Origin of the sequence: Streptomyces javensis, assembly GCF_039525925.1 — a bacterium.
GTDB lineage: Bacteria > Actinomycetota > Actinomycetes > Streptomycetales > Streptomycetaceae > Streptomyces > Streptomyces asiaticus.
On record NZ_BAAAIF010000011.1, the window covers coordinates 42,767 to 60,697 of the forward strand.

General features: G+C 72.2%; 14 protein-coding genes and 1 pseudogene. 9 read left to right on the forward strand and 6 right to left on the reverse strand.

Going from position 1 to position 17,931, the window contains the following annotated elements; translation table 11 throughout:
• Window positions 1–32: 32 nt before the first annotated feature.
• Window positions 33–1,187, reverse strand: coding sequence for a Gfo/Idh/MocA family protein (locus ABD329_RS12915; RefSeq protein ID WP_198275425.1), 1,155 nt, complete (start codon window positions 1,185–1,187; stop codon window positions 33–35).
• Between the two features lie 111 nt (window positions 1,188–1,298).
• Here ABD329_RS12915 and ABD329_RS12920 point away from each other — a divergent pair, with 111 nt between their 5' ends.
• The gene (locus ABD329_RS12920; protein WP_198275426.1) at window positions 1,299–2,306 is read left to right on the forward strand and encodes a LacI family DNA-binding transcriptional regulator; all 1,008 of its coding nucleotides are present in this window, start codon (window positions 1,299–1,301) and stop codon (window positions 2,304–2,306) included.
• Window positions 2,307–2,361: 55 nt separating this feature from the next.
• Here the strand turns inward: ABD329_RS12920 and ABD329_RS12925 are convergent.
• Window positions 2,362–2,505: pseudogene (locus ABD329_RS12925) on the reverse strand (zinc ribbon domain-containing protein); the annotation flags it as partial.
• 111 nt (window positions 2,506–2,616) lie between these two features.
• Here ABD329_RS12925 and ABD329_RS12930 point away from each other — a divergent pair.
• The 7 genes from ABD329_RS12930 to ABD329_RS12960 all read left to right on the forward strand — a co-directional run bounded on the left by ABD329_RS12930 (window position 2,617) and on the right by ABD329_RS12960 (window position 11,456).
• A complete protein-coding gene (locus ABD329_RS12930) occupies window positions 2,617–3,837 on the forward strand; it encodes a cytochrome P450 (RefSeq protein ID WP_198275427.1) in 1,221 nt (406 codons plus the stop codon).
• A gap of 2 nt (window positions 3,838–3,839) precedes the next feature.
• Entirely contained in the window at window positions 3,840–4,484 is a 645-nt protein-coding gene (locus tag ABD329_RS12935) for a TetR/AcrR family transcriptional regulator (RefSeq protein WP_198275428.1), read from the forward strand.
• 117 nt (window positions 4,485–4,601) lie between these two features.
• The gene (locus ABD329_RS12940) at window positions 4,602–5,831 is read left to right on the forward strand and encodes a cytochrome P450 (protein ID WP_198275429.1); all 1,230 of its coding nucleotides are present in this window, start codon (window positions 4,602–4,604) and stop codon (window positions 5,829–5,831) included.
• 171 nt (window positions 5,832–6,002) lie between these two features.
• Window positions 6,003–7,607: an NAD(P)-binding domain-containing protein gene (locus ABD329_RS12945; protein WP_198275430.1), complete on the forward strand. Its 1,605-nt coding sequence runs from the start codon at window positions 6,003–6,005 to the stop codon at window positions 7,605–7,607.
• A 9-nt stretch (window positions 7,608–7,616) separates the two neighbouring features.
• Window positions 7,617–8,735 (forward strand): alpha-hydroxy acid oxidase, encoded by a 1,119-nt coding sequence (locus ABD329_RS12950; RefSeq protein WP_198275431.1) that lies wholly within the window; start codon window positions 7,617–7,619, stop codon window positions 8,733–8,735.
• Window positions 8,732–10,165, forward strand: a complete 1,434-nt coding sequence (locus ABD329_RS12955; protein WP_198275432.1) for a cytochrome P450 — start codon at window positions 8,732–8,734, stop codon at window positions 10,163–10,165. The genes ABD329_RS12950 and ABD329_RS12955 overlap by 4 nt, the downstream gene beginning before the upstream one ends.
• A gap of 13 nt (window positions 10,166–10,178) precedes the next feature.
• Window positions 10,179–11,456 (forward strand): cation:proton antiporter, encoded by a 1,278-nt coding sequence (locus ABD329_RS12960; protein ID WP_198275433.1) that lies wholly within the window; start codon window positions 10,179–10,181, stop codon window positions 11,454–11,456.
• Window positions 11,457–11,535: 79 nt separating this feature from the next.
• Here ABD329_RS12960 and ABD329_RS12965 read toward each other — a convergent pair whose 3' ends face one another.
• The 3 genes from ABD329_RS12965 to ABD329_RS12975 all read right to left on the reverse strand — a co-directional run bounded on the left by ABD329_RS12965 (window position 11,536) and on the right by ABD329_RS12975 (window position 15,329).
• Complete coding sequence (locus ABD329_RS12965; RefSeq protein ID WP_198275434.1) at window positions 11,536–13,113, reverse strand: class I adenylate-forming enzyme family protein; 1,578 nt, start codon at window positions 13,111–13,113, stop codon at window positions 11,536–11,538.
• A 222-nt stretch (window positions 13,114–13,335) separates the two neighbouring features.
• Window positions 13,336–13,941, reverse strand: a complete 606-nt coding sequence (locus ABD329_RS12970) for a GPP34 family phosphoprotein (RefSeq protein ID WP_198275435.1) — start codon at window positions 13,939–13,941, stop codon at window positions 13,336–13,338.
• A 95-nt stretch (window positions 13,942–14,036) separates the two neighbouring features.
• Window positions 14,037–15,329, reverse strand: coding sequence for a LuxR C-terminal-related transcriptional regulator (locus ABD329_RS12975; RefSeq protein ID WP_198275436.1), 1,293 nt, complete (start codon window positions 15,327–15,329; stop codon window positions 14,037–14,039).
• Window positions 15,330–15,485: 156 nt separating this feature from the next.
• Here ABD329_RS12975 and ABD329_RS12980 point away from each other — a divergent pair, with 156 nt between their 5' ends.
• Window positions 15,486–16,394: an NADP-dependent oxidoreductase gene (locus ABD329_RS12980; RefSeq protein ID WP_198275437.1), complete on the forward strand. Its 909-nt coding sequence runs from the start codon at window positions 15,486–15,488 to the stop codon at window positions 16,392–16,394.
• 61 nt (window positions 16,395–16,455) lie between these two features.
• On the opposite strand, the gene ABD329_RS12985 is transcribed toward ABD329_RS12980, so the two are convergent.
• Window positions 16,456–17,922, reverse strand: a complete 1,467-nt coding sequence (locus ABD329_RS12985; protein ID WP_198275438.1) for a glycoside hydrolase family 76 protein — start codon at window positions 17,920–17,922, stop codon at window positions 16,456–16,458.
• Window positions 17,923–17,931: the final 9 nt, after the last annotated feature.

Sequence of the window (17,931 nt, forward strand, 5' to 3'; positions counted from 1 at the left end):
ACCGGAAGTCACCCAGGCGTCCGCCGGTTCGCTCAGCCGGTCCTCACCCAGGTGCCCAGGTCCGCGGAGCGGGTCATGGCGTCCAGCACGGTGGCGCTGTGCACGGCATCGTCCAGAGTGGCGCCGTGAGCCGTGCCCTCGGCGATGGAGCGCAGGAAGTGGTACCCCTCGATCACCTTCAGATCGTCATAGCCCATGCCGTTGGCCGAGCCGGGCTGGAAGGCGGCGTACTCGCCGTGCCCGGGGCCGACGTACACGGTGGAGACGGGCTGGTCCTGGTACGCGGTGCCGCGGCTGACGCCGAGTTCACCCATGCGCCGGAAGTCCCAGAACACCGCGCCCTCGGTGCCGTGGATCTCGAAGCCGTAGGTGTTCTGTTCGCCGACCGAGACCCGGCACGCCTCCAGCACCCCGCGGGCGCCGGAGGCGAAGCGCAGCAGACAGGAGACGTAGTCCTCGTTCTCCACCGGGCCCAGCTCGCCGCCGGTGGCCCGGGTGTGACCGGCGGTGGCGCCCGTGGGCCGGGCCCGCTCGGGCACGAACACGGCGGTGTCGGCGGTCAGCGCGTCGATCTCGCCGAGCAGGAAACGGGCCAGGTCCACCCCGTGCGAGGCGAGGTCGCCCAGCACTCCGCTGCCGCCACGCGCACGCTCGTACCGCCAGGTCAGCGCACCTTCGGGATGGGCGGCGTAGTCGCTGAAGAGGCGGACCCGGGCATGGGTGACGGTGCCGATCTCCCCGGCGGCGATCATGGCGCGGGCGGTCTGGACAGCGGGTGCGTTGCGGTAGTTGAAGCCCACCGCGCCCTGGACCCCGGCCTCGGCCACGGCCCCGGCGACCGCGCGGGCGTCGTCGGCCGTGAGCCCGACCGGCTTCTCGATCCAGATGTGCTTGCCCGCCCGGGCCATGGCGACGCCGATCTCGCGGTGCAGGAAGTTCGGCGCGGCGATGCTCACCGCCTGGACCCGGGGGTCGGCGGCCACCTCCTGCCAGTCCCGGGCGGCGGTGGCGAACCCGTACCGCGCGGCGGCCTCCCCGGCCCGGCCGGGCACCTCGTCGGCCACCGCGACCAGTTCGGGCCGCAGGGGCAGCTGCGGGAAGTGGTGCGGCAGCCGGACGTACGCCTGGGTGTGCACCCGTCCCATCCAGCCGAATCCCACGACGGCGACCCCGAGCGTACTCACCATGACTGCCCTTCTTTGGACCGTTCCAGATCTCTCCCGGCCCACACTGAAAGCCCTCTTCGCAGGTGTCAACCCCTTTGACAACCGTGTCCGCCCTGTGGAACGGTCCAGACCATGAGACCACCGACGATCCGCGATGTCGCCGAACGGGCCGGAGTGTCGAAGTCGCTGGTCTCCCTGGTGCTGCGCGGCTCCCAGCAGGTGCGCCCCGAGAAGCGGCGGGCCGTCCTGGCCGCCGTCGAGGAGCTCGGCTACCGGCCCAACGCGGCCGCGCGCAGCCTCAGCGAGCGGCGCACCCGGACCGTCGGGGTGCTCCTCAACGATCTGCGCAACCCCTGGTTCGTGGAGCTGCTCGACGGCCTCAACTCCGAGCTGCACGCGAGTGGTCTGCGCACCCTGCTGGCCGACGGCCGACTCAACCGGCGGCTCGGCGAGGACCTCACCCACACCTTCACCGAGCTGCGGGTGGACGGCCTGATCGCCGTGGGCACGCTCCCGGACCCGGCGGCGGTGCGCACGGCGGCCGCGCGGGTGCCCACGGTGGTCGCGGGCACCCGCGAGCCCGTACTGCCGAACGTGGACATCGTCGCGGGCGACGACGAGTTGGGCGCCCGCCTGGCCACCGAGCACCTCATCGGCCTGGGCCACCGGCACATCGCCCATATCGCCGGGCAGGGCGTGGTGGGCGAACTGCGCCGCCGCGGCTTCGAGGCGGTCATGCGGGAGCACGGGCTGTCCGGGTCGGCGACCGTGGTGCAGGGCGATCTGACCGAGGAGGGCGGCTACCGGGCCACGGTCCGGCTGCTGGGCGCGCCGCACCGGCCCACCGCCGTCTTCGCCTTCAACGACATGGCCGGGGTGGGCGCCCTGTCGGCCGCCGAGGAGCTCGGCCTGCGGGTGCCGGGCGACCTCTCCCTCGTCGGCTACGACAACACCTATCTCGCGCGGCTGCGCCATCTGTGGCTCACCACCGTGGACAACGCGGGTCATGACATCGGCCGCCGCGCCGCGCGCCGCCTGCTCGACCGGATCGCCGACCCCGCCCGCCCCGGCGAGGCGACCCTCACCGCACCGGTCCTCGAGGTCCGCGGTACGACCGCGCCGCCGCGTTCGGCGGACTGACCGTCGCACCGGCCATTGACGCCCCGTCGGCCCCCTGCCTGTCATCCGTTCAGGCCGACACTGCCCGTCCGGCAGCCAGAAGATTCTCCGCGGCGTTCACGTCACGATCATGGGTGGCGCCGCAGCCACACGTCCAGGTACGGACGTGCAACGGCAGCGCCCCGACGAGGGCACCGCAGGCGGAACACAGCCTGGAGGCGATCACCGGCCACGGAGGGGCAAATTAAATCAGTCGCTTGACTCAAGGGTGGCCCATGGGGTTGCCTGATCTTGTCGATGACCGCCCCGCCCCGGACCGAGGGAGAGCGTCGTGACTTCAGGAGACGGCGACCAGTTACTCAGCTATCCGATCCCCAGCGATACGGCGCTGGGGCCACCCGCCGAGTGGGCCCGGCTGCGGCAGCGGTGCCCGGTGGCGAAGGTGGCGCTGCCCAGCGGGGACGAGGCGGCGCTGCTGACCCGCTACGACGATGTGAAACGGGTGCTGTCCGATCCGAGGTTCACCCGGCTGCTGAACGCGGACGACGCGGCCCGCGTCTCGGACAGCGAATCGGGCGGGGTGTTCAACAGCTCGATGGCGCAGTCGCTCCCGCAGGGCGGCGAGGGCCATCAGCGCTGGCGCCGGATGGTGGCCAAATGGTTCACGGCCAAACGCATGAACGCGCTGCGGCCGGGGATCGAGGCGATGGCCGAGCGGCTCATCGACGGCATGCTGGCCCACGGCCATCCGGCGGATCTCAAGGCGCACCTCGCCTTCCCGCTGCCGGTGTGGGTCATCTGCGATCTGCTGGGCGTCCCCGACAGCGACCGCGACCGGTTCGCCCACTGGTCCGACACCCTGCTCAATCTCACCCGGTACCGGCAGGACGAAGTCGACGCCGCCCAGGCCCAGTTCGCGGACTACATGGCCGCCCATGTGGCCGCCAAGCGGACCGCGCCGGGCGAGGATCTGCTGAGTGAGCTCATCACGGCCACCGATCCCGGCGGCCATCGGATGTCCGACGCGGAGCTGGTGGCCACCGGCCAGGCCCTGCTGGTCGCCGGGCACGAGACCACCGCGAACATGATCGGGAAGATGATGGCCATGCTGCTGGCCGACCGGAGCCACTGGGAGCGGCTGCTGGCCGACCGCTCGCTGGTGCGCACCGCCGTGGAGGAGGCGCTGCGGTTCGACGCCAATCCGGGGTTCGGGATGCCCCGGTACATCGGCGAGGACACCGAAGTGGCCGACACCGCACTGCCGCGCGGCACCACCGTGGTGTGCAGCATGGCCGCCGCCAACCGTGACGAAACCGCCTTCGAGGGCGCCGGGGAGTTCACCCTCGACCGCAGCCCCAACCCTCATCTGGCGTTCGGCGTCGGGGCACACTCCTGTCTGGGCCAGGCACTGGCCCGCACCGAGCTCCAGGCCGTGCTGGATGTGCTCCTGCGCCGCCTGCCCACCCTCGAACTCGCCGTATCCGTGACGGAGTTGCGGCCGTTGGAGGGCCTGGCCGTGGGCGGGCTGTGCGACCTTCCGGTGCGGTGGTGACCATGGCGGGCAGGGCCGTACGGCACGAGCGGACCGATGCCACGCGCGGGGCGATCCTCGCCGCCGCGGAGCGGCTGTTCGCCGAGCGCGGGGTGTACGCGGTCTCCAACCGCCAGGTCAGCGAGGCCGCCGGGCAGGGCAACAACGCCGCGGTCGGCTACCACTTCGGCACCAAGGCCGACCTGGTGCGGGCCATCGCCCGGCAACACGCCGATCAGGTCGAGCGGTTGCGCCTGCGGATGCTGGGCGAGATCGGCGACTCCACCGACGTACGGGACTGGGTGGCCTGTCTGGTGCGCCCGGTCCTCGAGCATCTGGCGGAGCTGCCCAGCCCGACCTGGTACGCGCGGTTCTGCGCCCAGGTGATGACCGATCCCGCGCTCCACGAGATCATGTCCGATGAGTCCATGGCCTCCCCGGCGCTGCGGCGGACCGTCGAGGGGTTCAACCGGTGCCTCCCCGAGCTGCCGATCGAGGTGCACATCGAGCGCGGGGCCATGGCGCGCCAGCTGATCCTGCACATGTGCGCCGAGCGGGAGCGCGCGCTCGCCGAGAACACCGCCACGCCACGGTCCAGCTGGCATGACGCCGCCACCGGTCTGATCGACGGGATCGTCGGGCTGTGGCTGGCGCCCGTCACGCGCTGACCGCGGCCTTCACCCACCGACGGCCCGCCGAGGGCCGTCGGGGGCCGTCGGGGACAACGGGGGACAACGGGGGACAACGGGGGTTCCACCACCCGCTTCAGACGAATTGAGGGAGCGATGACCAGCACAGTGAACCCGGTGGACGAGCGCGCCGCGCGGGCCCCGGAGTTTCCGATGGCCAGGGCGGCGGGCTGCCCGTTCGACCCGCCCCCGGCGCTGCGGGACCTCCAGCGGGAGGGCCCGCTGGCGAGGGTCCGCCTGTGGGACGGCAGCACACCGTGGCTGGTGACCCGGTACGCCGATCAGCGGGCGTTGCTGGGCGACCCGAGGGTCAGCGCCGACATCCACCGGCCCGGCTACCCCCGCCAGGCCCCGATGCCGCCCGGAGGTACGGGGGTCAGCTTCATCCTCAAGGACGACCCCGAGCACGCCCGGCTGCGGCGGATGGTGACGGCGCCGTTCGCCATCAAGCGGGTGGAGGCCATGCGGCCCGGTGTGCAGAGGATCGTGGACGATCTGATCGACGAGCTGCTGGCCGGTCCGAACCCGGTGGACCTGGTGGAGGCGTTCGCCCTGCCGGTGCCCTCGCTGGTCATCTGCCAGCTGCTCGGAGTGCCCTACGCCGACCACGACTTCTTCCAGGACAACAGCAAGGTCATCATCAACCGGAACGTCACCCCCGAGCAGCGCTCGGCCGCCCATGGCAACCTGATCGAGTATCTGGACGGCCTGATGGGCGAGAAGATCGACCACCCCGTGGACGATCTGCTGTCCGGTCTCGCCGAGCGGGTCACGGCGGGCGAGCTGTCCCGCAACGAGGCCGCTCAGATGGGCGTGCTGCTGCTGATCGCGGGTCACGAGACCACCGCGAACATGATCGCCCTCGGCACCCTCGCCCTGTTCGAGCACCCGGGGCAACTCGCCCTGCTGCGCGACACCGACGACCGCCGGCTGATCGCCTCGGCGGTGGAGGAGCTGCTGCGCTATCTGCACATCACCCACAGCGGTCGGCGCCGGGTGGCGGTGGCCGACATCGAGATCGGCGGGGAGGTCATCCGCGCGGGCGAGGGGCTGATCCTGGCCAATGACATCGCCAACCGGGACCCCGGGATGTTCGCCGAGCCCGACCGGCTGGACCTCCGGCGTGACGCCCGCCGCCATGTGGCCTTCGGCTTCGGCGTGCACCAGTGCCTGGGCCAGCCGCTGGCCCGGATGGAGCTCCAGGTCGTCTACGGCACCCTCTACCGCCGTATCCCCACGCTGCGGCCGGCCGTGGAGCTGGAGCGGATCCCGTTCAAACACGACGGATCGGTCTACGGCGTCTACGAACTGCCCGTGACCTGGTGACAAAGGAGTAGGTGGCGCGGGCGGAGGCGGACCTGCCACCTCCGCCCGCGATCACACTGGCCATTTTTCGGTGTTGCTGAAGTTGAGTACGGCTCAATAGAGTGGTTGTTGAGATTTAAAGGAAATTGTCACGGCTTTCCCACGGCATCGCGCTCCTGGAAGGAAGGCACTGTGCACAAGGAACCTCTCCACTCTTCCGAGGCCCTCGACTACCTCGTGATCGGCGCCGGCCCCGCCGGCCTCCAGCTCGGGCACCAGTTGGCAACGGCGGGCCACCGCTACCGGATCCTGGAAGCCGGAAGCAGACCGGGCACCTTCTTCCGCACATTCCCCCGCCACCGCCAGCTGATCTCCAGCAACAAGGTGCACACCGGCATCGACGACCCCGAGTTCAACCTCCGCATGGACTGGAACTCCCTGCTGTCCTCGGATTCCGAGCTGCTCTTCACCCGTTACAGCAAACGCTATTTCCCGGCCGCCGACGACTTCGTGCGCTATCTGGCCGACTTCGCCGAGGCGTTCGACCTCGACATCGCCTATGACACCCGGGCGGTACGGATCCGCCGCGACGACGACGGCTTCGTCGTCACCGATCAGCACGGCACCGATCACCGCGCCCACCGGCTGGTGATGGCCACCGGAGTGAGCCGCCCCTACATCCCCGATGTGCCGGGCATCGAGACCACCGAGAACTACACCGTCGTCTCGGTGGACCCCGACGACTTCACCGACCAGCGCGTGCTGATCCTCGGCAAGGGCAACTCCGCGCTGGAAACGGCCGACAACCTCATCGAGACGGCCGCCGTCATCCACGTGGCCGGGCCGCACACCCTGCGGCTGGCGTGGAAGACCCACTATGTGGGCCATCTGCGCGCCGTCAACAACAACTTCCTCGACACCTACCAGCTCAAGTCGCAGAACGCCGTCCTGGACGGCAATGTGCTCTCGATCGAGAAGGAGCCGGGCGACGGCGGCCGGTACCGCGTGCGGTTCAGCTTCTCCCGGGCGGACGAGGTCGTGAAGGAACTGCTCTACGACCGGATCATCGTGTGCACCGGCTTCCGCTTCGACGCCTCGCCGTTCGACGCCGAGTGCCGCCCTGACCTCGTCATCAACGACCGCTTCGCCGCCCTCACCTCGGCCTACGAATCGGTCAACGTGCCCGGGCTGTACTTCGCCGGCACCCTCACCCAGCAGCGCGACTTCAAGCACTCCACCAATGGCTTCATCCACGGATTCCGTTACGGGGTACGGGCGTTGAGCCGCATCCTCGACGAACGCCACCACGACCGGCCCTGGCCCCACCAGCCGCTGGCCACCGAGCCGTCCGCGCTGGCGGACGCCGTGGTGGCGCGGGTCAACCGGAGTTCCGCGCTGTGGCAGCAGTTCGGTGTGATCGGCGACCTGCTGGTCGCGGTGGACGGCGACGGGAGCCGCTACCACGAGGAGGTGCCGGTCGCCTACGCCCATGAATCCGCCCTGACGGCGGGCGCCGACTACTTCCTCGTCACCCTTGAGTACGGCCCCGACCACGACAAGGTCGATCCCTTCGACATCACGGTGCGCCGGGCGGCGCAGAACTCGGTCGGGGAAGCCTTCGATGCCTCCTATCTGCATCCGGTGATCCGCCACTTCCGGGGCGGTGAGCTCCTCGGCACCCACCACATGGCCGAGAACCTGGAGAACGAGTGGAACCACCCGAAGGTCCACCACGCCCCGCTGGTCGAGTTCTTCGCGCGTGAGCTGGACGCACAGCCCACCGGCGCGGGGCGGTGACACCGCCCGATGCTGATGACCGTCCAGGACTTCGAAACCGCCGCCCGGAGGAGACTCGATCCCGTCCACGCCGACTTCATCTCCGGCGGGGCGGGGGACGAGATCACCGTACGGGCCAATGAAGAGGCGTTCCGGCGGCTGCGGCTGCTGCCCAGAGTGCTGCGCGGCAGCGCCGAGCGCTCGCTGGACATCACCGTGCTCGGCGGCCGGGCGCGGACACCGGTCCTGATCTCGCCGACGGCCTTCCACAAACTCCTCGACGCGGAAGGGGAGTTGGCCACCGCACGCGCCGCCGCTGCCGTCGGCGCGATCATGATCGTGAGCATGGCGTCCACGGTCGCGGTGGAGGACATCGCGGAGGCCACCCGTGGCACCGGCGAGACCGGCGATCCGGCGACCTTGTGGTTCCAGCTCTACCTCCAGCCCGACCTGGAGTTCACCCGGACCCTGGTGCGGCGGGCCACCGACGCCGGGTGCGGCGCGCTGGTGGTCACCGTGGACTCCCCGGTGCGCGGCGCCCACGAGCGCGACCTGCGCAACGGCTTCCTGGATCTGCCGGACGGACTGCGCTGCGAGCACATGGCCGAGCCGGGCGAGGGCGGCCGGGTGCGGCCGATCGCCATGTCGCCGGAGATCTCCTGGCAGCACATCGACTGGCTGCGCGGTATCACCTCGCTGCCCATTCTGCTCAAGGGCGCCCTGCACCCCGAGGACGTCCGGCTGGCGGTGCGCCACGGTGTGGACGGGCTGCTGCTGTCCAACCACGGGGGCCGTCAGCTGGACACCGTGCCCGCCACGATCGAACTGCTGCCCGAGCTCCACACGGCGGTCGCGGGCCGGATTCCGATCGTGCTGGACGGCGGGGTGCGGCGGGGCACCGATGTGGTCAAGGCGCTGGCGCTCGGCGCGTCCGCCGTGGGCATCGGCCGACCGGTGATGTGGGCCCTGGCCGAGGGCGGGGAGAAGGGTGTGCGGCGGCTGCTGGAGCTGCTGCGCGAGGAGGTCGACCACGCGCTGGCGCTGTGCGGCGCCTCCGGCGTCCGGGATCTCACCCCGGATCTGGTGCGCGCCCCGGCCTGGCCGGACCTCGGTGCGTACACCACCCGGCCCGGTGGAGCGGTCTCATGAGCCGCCTCGGACGGACGGCCGCCGGTGCGGCGGCCGTGGCGCTGACGGCCAGCCTGCCGTACTGGCTGCCCCGGCTGGTGATCGCCCTGCGGGTGCGCCTCTTCGCCCGGGTCAACGGCGAGGAGGGCATCCCGGCGCCCGGCCGTGAGGTGCCCGTCGAGGAGTTCAAGCGGGTCTACGGGCATCCGGCCGCGAACGGCCGCAGCCGCGGCGCCGCCCTCTCCGACCTCTTCTGGTACTGGCTCTCCCCCGGCCCCGAGGTCCACCAGGAGCATCTGGAACCCGGTCCCCGGTACGACGACGTGGCCAGGACCACCCGGCAGATACTCGCCGGGCTCTCCCGGGAGCGGTGGAGCGAACTGGTCGGCCGCTGCACCCGGCGGGTTCTCGACGAACTCGAGACACGGACCGGTGGATACGGCGCCCGGGAGCACCGGGTGCGACTGCGCGATCTGATGATGCCGGTGTGGGCCGAGGTCTACTACGAGGTGGTCTTCCGCGAACCGTGCCCGCGCCACGTACGGGACCTCATCGTCGGCAACGCCGATGACGTGGTCAGCGCCCTGAAGTGCACCAGCCTGCGCCATATGGACCGGCGGAACCGGCTCACCGCGTATCTGCGCGAACGGCTGGCGAGCGATCCCCCGCCGGTGCCGCTGCCGTCGCTGCTCAGCCGGCGGGAGCAGGCGTACTACCTCCAGGGCACGTTCTTCAACACCGCCGTGGTGCAGACGTCGGAGGCGACGGCCCATCTGCTGCTGGCCCTGGCCACGCACCAGAGCGTCCAGGACCGGCTGCTCTCCGGCGAGGAGGAGGACGGCTACCTGGACCATGTCATCAACGAGACGCTCCAGCACTTCCCGCTGTTCGGCGTGGCCCACCGCATCACCACCGACGAGATCCCCCGGGCCGGAAGACCCGCGATACCGGCGGGCTCGGTCCTGCTGTTCAACTACCCCGAGTATCAGCGGTCGGGAGCCACCGGGCCGCAGCGATTCGACCCCGGCCGCTGGCTGTCCGCGGAGACCCGGCCCACCGCCTTCATCCCGTTCGGCGTGACCGCCAACCGGCCCTGCCCGGCCCGTGGTTTCGCCGTGCTGACCATGCGGACGGCGGCCGAGGAGGTCCTGCGGCGCTTCCGGCTGGCGTCCACGGCCGAGCACACCCGGTCGCTGCCCAGCCGCGGCCCCTGTCTGCTGATCCCGCACGCCTCCCGGCAGACCACGGTGGCCTGGCGACCGGCCGCGCGGGCGGCGAGGCTCGCGGGGATGCGGCTGGGCGACCGGTGGGGGGCGATCCCGCGCAGCCTCACCCAGCTGGTGCTCGGTGGCTACATGGTGTGGGACGCCCGGCGCCAGGGGCTGTGCCGCAACTACTTCGCCTCGGCCGCCGGTGACACCGCCGTACCGGCCGTCGCCGGCGGCCGATGAGGAGGGCGAGACGATGACTCCCACAGAGCTCGCCCCCGCCTTCTTCCTCGCCGCCGTGGTCATCCTGCTGACCTGCCGTCTGGTGGTGCTGGTGATGGGCCGGTTCGGCCAGCCGCCGGTGGTCGGGGAGATGATCGCCGGTGTGGTGCTCGGCCCGTCGCTCTTCGGCCTGGTGGCGCCGGGCGCGTCGGACGCGGTCTTCCCGCCGGAGCTCAAACCGGTGCTGTACGTGGCAGGGCAGATCGGCCTGGTGGCCCTGATGTTCCACGCGGGGTACGAATTCCGGGCCCACGCCGGGCGCGGACTGGCCGGAACCGCGGTGACGGTCTCCGCCGCCGGGGTGCTGGTGCCGCTGCTGCTGGGCGTGGGGCTGACCTTCGCGTCCGACGGCCATGTCCCCATCTTCGTCGACGGGGTCTCGGTCTGGGTCACGGCGGCCTTCGTCGGGGTCGCCCTCGCCATCACCGCCTTCCCGATGCTGGCCCGCATCATCACCGAACAGGGGATCTCCGGGACCCGGCACGGGTCGCTCTCCCTCGCCTCGGGGGCCACCGACGACGCGGCCGCGTGGCTCATGCTCGCCGGGGTGCTCAGCGTGGCCTCGGAGGAGACGGGGCCCATCGTCAAGGCGCTGGGCGGTTCGCTGCTCTTCGTGGCCGTCCTGCTCCTGGTGGGGCGGCGGCTGCTGGCCTGGATCCTGACCAGGCCGGGGCTGAGCGAGGAGTCCCGGCTGCTGTTCACGGTCGCGGTGCTGTTCTGCGGCGCCTGGTTCACCGACACCATCCAGCTGTACGCGGTCTTCGGGGCGTTCTCCATCGGCCTGGCCATGCCCCGCCACGAGGCGTCCGAGCGGGTGGTGCGGACCATTCAGGGAGCGACCCAGGTCATCTTCGTGCCGATGTTCTTCACCTACTCCGGTCTCAACACCCGCTTCGACGTGTTCGCGGACCCGGCCGTGATGGCGTTCGGCGCGGGCTGTGTCGTGCTCGCGTCGGTCGGCAAGCTCGGCGGCTGCTGGGCGGCCGCCAAGCTGTGCGGGGAGCCGGGTGCGGTGGCGGTCCGGGTCGGCGCCCTGATGAACGCGCGCGGGCTGATGCAGCTCATCGCGCTCAACATCGGGCTCTCGGCCGGGATCGTCGGTGATGAGCTGTTCGCGGCGCTGGTCCTGGTGGCCCTGGTGACCACGGTGATGACCGTCCCGGTGCTCAACTGGCTGGACCGCCGGGACGCCAGGTCCCGGGCGGCCGGGGAGCCGGCCGACACCGCGGCGGCGGTGCCGGCCGGGAGCTGAGCGCCACCCTCCGCACGGGAGGGGTCCCGGTGTGCCAGCGGGCACACCGGGACCTCTCAGTCCGGGCGGCCCCACACCGTCACGCCGTCTCCAGCGGCCCGGTGATCCGCGACAACAGCGCCCGCTTGTCGGGCTTCCCGCTCGGTGCCACCGGCACCTCGGTCACGACGGTGACGGTGGCGGGGACACTCGCCTCCCCCAACTCCGCCGCGACGAACGCGCGCACCGCGTCGAGGTCCGGTTCACGGCCCTCGGCCGGAACGACGAAGGCGTGCGCGGCCTCGCCGGTGCGCTCGTCGGGCGCGCCCGCCACATACGCCTGGTCGACATCGGGATGGGCCGCCAGCGCGCGTTCGATCGCCCCGGCGTAGTGCACGATCGCGTTGATGATGACCACGTCCCGGGCGCGCCCGGTGAGCCGCAGAAAACCCTGGTCGTCCAGGTGTCCCACATCGCGGGTGCGCACCCACCCGGCCCGCAGCACCTCCCGGGTCCGCTCCTCGTCCTTCCAGTAGCCCGCCATCGCCGAGTCGGTGCGCACCCATATCTCGCCGGTGGTCCCGGCGGGCACCGGCCGTCCCTCCGGGTCGCGGACGTCCATCTCCACCCCGGACCACGCCCGGCCCACCGAGTCGTACACCTGGTCCGGAAACTCGGCCATCTCATCCGGGGTGAGCAGGGTGAGCATGCCGGTCTCCGTCTGCCCGTAGCCCTGGTGGACCACCGGACCGAGCAGCCGGGCCGCCTCCGCGAGCCGGTGCGGGGCGAGCGGGGACCCCGCCACCAGCAGCACCCGGAGGCTGGAGGTGTCCACGCGCTCCGTGCGCAGCACGTCCAGCACCTGGTGCAGCCGGGGCACGGTCATCAGACACGCGGTGATCCGGCGGCGCTCGAAGACCTGGGGGAAGGCGAACGGCGGTTCGGGGATGACGGCGGTGCCGCCACCCATCAGGCAGACCCCGAGATGCTCGAAGATCACCGCGCTGCTCAGGGTGCCGAAGAGCAGATAGCGCTCGTAGCCCGCCGCGAGCCGCGCGGTTCGCTCCGGCCAACGGGCGGGCTGCCAGGCCCAGTTGAGGGCGAGTGAACGATAGCTGTGCGCACAGCCCTTGGGGCGTCCGGTGCTGCCACTGGTCAGCGTCACCAAGGCGATGTCGTCGGGGCGGCCCTGGGCGGTCAGCTCTCCCGTGGCCTTCGGATGGGCGTCCAGGAGGTCCGGGCCCAGCCGCAACACGGTCATCCCACCCGCCGCGTCCAGCAGTTCGGGGGTGGCACCGGTCTCGTCGGCCACGAGGACGTCGATTCCGTCGGAAAGGACGTACACCAGATGGGCCGGGGTCATGCCGGGCCGCAGCCCCGTCACCCGGCAGCCCAGCGCGTAGGCCGCCACCAGCAGCGCGAAGCCCTCGGGCGTCACATCGGTGGCCACCGCCACCGAACGGCCCGGGCCGAGTCCGGCCGCCCGCAGCCCGTCCGCGCACCGGCCGATCAGCTCCAGCACCTCGCCGCGCGAGAGGACGCGCGAGCGGTGTTCGAAGGCGGGCGGCTCCGGCCGCGCGCGGAAGGCGTCGATGAGGGCCTGGGGGAAGGGAGCCGTGATGGGCTCGGCGTCGCGGCGGGGGGATCTGTGGCCGGACGCTCCGGCTAGGGTGTCCATGTGCGTCTCCGTTCGGGGATGGTGCCCAATGGGACGTGGTGGATCACCCGACACGATACGGCGGCACGGCCCGCCCGCGGCCACGGGCGCGAATCATGGGAGGCGCCGCGCTCCCCACAACGGCACCTCGCCACCCCCGGCGGCACCGCGGCCCGGCGGCACCGCGCCCCGGCGCCATCGCGCCCCCGGCGGCGTCCGCCACTCCCCCTCACGGTCACGCGGTCATTCGCCGCGCCAGATGTTGTCGTAGGCCGCTTCCTCGATGGCCCGCCGCTGCCGCTCGGCCTCCAGCTCCATCACGGCGTCGTTGACGGCGGCGAGCACGGTCACGGTCGCGTCGCCGACCGCGCCCGCGGCGTCTGCCGCGGGCTCCTCACGGATGCCGATGGCCGCCGCGAGGGTGGCGAGGACGGGCTCGTCCGAGGCCCAGCGGTCCGTCGCGTGGCGACGGCCGGGCGAGTCGACCGGCACCGCCTGACCGGCGCGCAGCGGCAGCCAGCCGTGGCGCCGCCGGGTGATCTCTCCCGCCTCCTCCAGGGCGTCCAGATAGGCGGAGGACAGACCGCGGCCCCTGCGCCACAGCCACTCGGCGACCGGCTCGTGGGGCGACTGGCGGACGAGGGAGGCCGCGGCCTCGTCCAGCAGGCGATCGCCGGTCGGCGGGCAGAGTCCCGGCACGATCCGCTCGTCCTCGATCGTGAGCGCCTCGGTGCCGAGGAGGTCGATCAGCTCGGCCCCCGCGAGTGCGAGCGCCAGGTCACCCCGCTCCAGGGGGCGGATGGGCGCCACGTCCAGAGTGACGATCAGCAGGTCCCGCGGTGTGGTCATCAAACGCTCCGCTCGCCGTTCCTCGCCAACGATACGTTCCGAAGCGTAAGGCCGTCCGCCGACGTGCCTGCCGGATACGCCGTGTCAGCGGCCGCTCAGGAGTCGGTGGCCCCCCAGGTGTGGGCCAGCGCGGCCGCCTCGCCACGCGAGGTGACCCCGAGCTTCTCCAGGATGTTCGCCACGTGGAACTTCACCGTCGACTCGCTGATGTGGAGTTCCTGGGCGATCTGCCGGTTGCGCCGCCCGCGGGCCAGTTGCTCCAGCACCTCCAGCTCGCGCGCCCGCAGGACGTCCAGCGGATCCTCGCGGGCCGGCTGCGGCGGGCCCAGCGGCACGGTGGCCGTCACCGTGGTGCCCCACTCCGGGACCGCGTCCACGTCCAGCCGTCCGCCCAGCGCGGCCAGCCGCTCCCCGACCCGGCGGGCGTCCAGCGCGGTCCGCCTCAGGACGCCGGGCCCGTCGTCCCGTACGGTGGCGCGCAGCTCGCCCTCGCCGACCTTCCAGCCGATGTGCACGCGGTGCACCGGGCGCGGCGCGCCGTCCTGACCCGGTCCCTGCTCGTTCAGCATGGCGTGCACCACGGCCCGCACCACCGCGCGGGCCGCATTGGCCACATCGGCGGCGAGCAGCCGGTCCGCGCCCTCCTCGGTGCCGGGCGGGCCGAGGTCCAGCCGTACGGACAGGCCGCGCAGCTCCGGGCGGAGCGATGCGGCGAGCCGGGCGAAGGCGTCACCGGCCGGCTCCTCCACCAGCGCCTGATCGCGGTCGGTCCGGGCGCGCAGTTCGGCCAGGGAGCTGACCGCGAGGTCCACCGCGCGGGCCCGGGCGGTCCGGTCGTCCAGGTCGCGGCCGCGCAACACGCCGAGCAGGGCGGACAGGGCGGCGCCGTGGGCGTCGACGAGCTCGGCGATGGCCGTGGCCCGCGCCGCGGCCGCGGCGCGCGACTGGCCCAGCGCCCCGGGCACCGCCTCGGCCGCCATCCGGTCACGGTGCGCGGTCACCAGGTCCCACAGGGCACGGACGCCCGCCAGGGCCTCGGCCGGGACGGGGGCCTCCTCGGTCCGTACGAGGACGAGCAGCGCGCCCCGCGCGGTGGCGTCGCTGTGCACGGCGAGCACGGGCACCTCGGCCCCGGCCATCCACGCCCGGCCCTGCCAGGTTCCCTCGGCGCGCGCCATCGGGGCGAGGGCGGCCATCTCGGCGGTGGTGATGGCGGTTCCGGGGTCGCCGGGCGGGTCGCCGTGGGTCTTGAACGGTGAGTGCGGGCAGTTGCCGGAGAGCTCGGCCGCCGCCCGGTGCGCGATCGCCTCGGAGAGCACGGCGGACACGCGCGGCAGGATCTCGCCCAGGGGCGCCCGGATCACATCGACTGCGGCCGTGAGGTCCATGTCCGTCAGCGTAACGGGCCCGTCCCGTGCCCCCGGCCGTTCCTTCGGCCAGGTGGAACTGGCCGAAGGAACGGCCGGGCCGGGGCATGCCCCGGCCGAGGATGGCGTTGTCGCTACAAACGTGCCCCCTCGACGGGGCTGACGGGAGTGAGAGTGATGAAGGCGATCGTCTACGAGGAGTACGGCGGCCCCGAGGTGCTGCGGCTGAAGGAGACGGAGGAGCCCCATCCGGGTCCGGGGCAGGTGCGGCTGAAGGTCATGGCCGCCGCCGTGAACCCCCTCGACTACAAGATCCGCGGTGGCTGGATGCCGCAGATGGGCCCCGCCTCGTTCCCCGCGATCCCGGGTGGGGAGGCGGCCGGGGTCGTCGACGAGGTCGGTGACGGGGTCACCGGTGTGTCGGTGGGCGATGAGGTGCTGGGCTGGACGGACACCGGGGCCTACGCCCCGTACGCGCTGGCCACGGATGTCGCCCCCAAGCCGGCCGGACTCGACTGGGAGACGGCCGCGGCGCTGCCCGTGGCCACCGAGACATCGGCCCGCGTCCTGGACCTGCTGGGGCTGAAGGAGGGCGAGACCCTGCTGCTGCACGGGGCCGCCGGTGCGGTCGGCGGGATCGGTGTCCAGCTCGCGGTGGCCCGGGGCGCCATCGTCATCGGCACCGCGTCGCCCGCCAACCACGACTATCTGCGCTCGCTCGGCGCGATCCCGGTGGCCTATGGCGAGGGCCTGGCCGACCGGGTGCGCGCCGTGGCGCCGAAGGGTGTCGACGCCGTCTACGACGCGGCCGGCCAGGGCGCCCTGCCCGTGTCGATCGAGCTGCGGGGCGGCACGACCGACCGCGTCGTCACCATCGCCGACCCCGCGGCCGCCGATCTCGGTGTCACGTTCTCCGCGGGTGGCGGCCGCTCCATGGAGGCCATCGCCGACTACGCCCGGCTGGCCGCGGAGGGCCGGCTGCGGGTGCCCGTGATGCGGAGCTTCCCGCTCGCCGACGCCGCCGAGGCCCATGCGCAGAGCGAGGCCGGCCACAGCCGCGGCAAGCTCATCCTGCGGCCCTGGTGAGCGCTGCCGCTGCCGCTGTCATGGCCGCCGTCGTGCCCGCCGTCGTGCCCGCTGTCCTGGCCTAGGAGGCCGCGTTCATCAGGTCCAGTGCGCTGTGCTGTCGTGCCGCGTCGGTCTTGTCCAGCGGTCCTGACCAGCGCAGTCCGTACTGGTCGAGGGCGTTGCGGTCGGCGGCGTAGGCGCGGTCCGCCTGCCGTTTGAGGTAGGCCGTGTAGGGGCGGTCGGGCAGGGCCGCGTTCAGCTTGGCCAGCCCCCGCACATGGGCGCCCTTGAACGACGGTCCGTCGGCACCGCAGTCGCCGGTCTCGCAGGGGTCCCTGAGGATCCCGTCACCCGTGTTGAGCTGGGACGACGTGGTGGCGGCCGTGCCGATGCGACGGGCCGTGTCAAGCACGGAACCGTCGCTGGTCGCCCGGTGCAGCTCGGTCAGGCCGCCGAGCAGCACACCCTGGTTGTAGGACCAGACCGCGCTGCCGTTGTTCTTGCAGGTGCCCAGGTCGATGCCGTCGTTGACCAGGTTCGAGCCGTTCACCATGCCGGTGCCCTGGAACCAGGTCCACTCCGCCTTCGCCCGCTGGAGATAGGCGGTGTCGCCGGGGATCCGGTTGTGCAGGGCGGCATTGAGCTGGAGGTAGAGGGAGTTGGCGATGGCGTTCTTGTACGTCTTCGCCGTGCTCCACCACACCCCGCCGCCACAGGTGGAGTCCCAGTAGGAGGCCATGTAGTCGGCGTCGGCGCGGGCGGTGGACAGATAGCGGGAGTCCCCGGTGAGGTCGTAGGCGGCCACCCAGGCCAGGCCCCACCACCCGGTGTCGTCGATGTAGTCGTTGCGGAACTGCCCGCCCTGCGCACCGAGGTTGAGGTCGTAGGTGCGGGCGATCGCGTACTCATAGCTGCGCATGCCCGTGACGCGGATGTTGTCGATGACGGCCGTGAGGGCGTTGGCCGAGTTCCACCAGCCGGTGGTGGAGAACAGCCCGGTCCGGTTCGAGTAGAACGCCATCTGGGCGGTGGCGGCGGCCGTGCGGCGGTCCCATGCGTTCCAGGTCGTACGGGCCCAGGGCGTACAGGCGATGTCGGCGCGGTCACCGGCCTTGCCACAGGCCCGCAGCGCGCCGACGCCCTGGGCGCCCCAGTCGTCCACGTTGTACATCAGGGTGCGCCAGCCGCGCTGTCCGGCGGGGACGGCGGTGTTTCCGAGGCGGCTGCCCGAGGACCAGGTCCGGCCGCCGTCGAACGAGCGGTCCAGCCACACCTCGTCACCGGGGCTGCCGTTGTCGATGGAGGCCCAGCCCATCGCGTCGGTGTCGTCGAAGTGCAGGGCGATGGAGCGGGAGAAGACGGTGGCCGTGACGGGGGTGCGGCCCTGCGGGGCGAGCGCCGGATCGCGGGCGTCGCAGTACTTGTTGCACACGGTGGCGGACGGCGCCGCCTCGGCCGTGGCCGGGAGGAGTTGCGGGGCCAGCAGGGCGAGTGCTCCGGTGGCGAGGGCGGCCAGGCGGGTGCGCAGCGGTCTCTTGCCTCTCATGCCGTGCCT

Bases quoted from the DNA above. Each gene is read 5' to 3' on its own strand.
- ABD329_RS12960 (WP_198275433.1), top strand. From the start codon at position 10,179: ATGACTCCCACAGAGCTCGCCCCCGCCTTCTTCCTCGCCGCCGTGGTC.
- ABD329_RS12950 (WP_198275431.1), top strand. From the start codon at position 7,617: ATGCTGATGACCGTCCAGGACTTCGAAACCGCCGCCCGGAGGAGACTC.
- ABD329_RS12985 (WP_198275438.1), bottom strand. From the start codon at position 17,922: ATGAGAGGCAAGAGACCGCTGCGCACCCGCCTGGCCGCCCTCGCCACC.
- ABD329_RS12955 (WP_198275432.1), top strand. From the start codon at position 8,732: ATGAGCCGCCTCGGACGGACGGCCGCCGGTGCGGCGGCCGTGGCGCTG.
- ABD329_RS12915 (WP_198275425.1), bottom strand. From the start codon at position 1,187: ATGGTGAGTACGCTCGGGGTCGCCGTCGTGGGATTCGGCTGGATGGGA.
- ABD329_RS12975 (WP_198275436.1), bottom strand. From the start codon at position 15,329: ATGGACCTCACGGCCGCAGTCGATGTGATCCGGGCGCCCCTGGGCGAG.
- ABD329_RS12935 (WP_198275428.1), top strand. From the start codon at position 3,840: ATGGCGGGCAGGGCCGTACGGCACGAGCGGACCGATGCCACGCGCGGG.
- ABD329_RS12940 (WP_198275429.1), top strand. From the start codon at position 4,602: ATGACCAGCACAGTGAACCCGGTGGACGAGCGCGCCGCGCGGGCCCCG.
- ABD329_RS12920 (WP_198275426.1), top strand. From the start codon at position 1,299: ATGAGACCACCGACGATCCGCGATGTCGCCGAACGGGCCGGAGTGTCG.
- ABD329_RS12965 (WP_198275434.1), bottom strand. From the start codon at position 13,113: ATGGACACCCTAGCCGGAGCGTCCGGCCACAGATCCCCCCGCCGCGAC.
- ABD329_RS12980 (WP_198275437.1), top strand. From the start codon at position 15,486: ATGAAGGCGATCGTCTACGAGGAGTACGGCGGCCCCGAGGTGCTGCGG.
- ABD329_RS12970 (WP_198275435.1), bottom strand. From the start codon at position 13,941: ATGACCACACCGCGGGACCTGCTGATCGTCACTCTGGACGTGGCGCCC.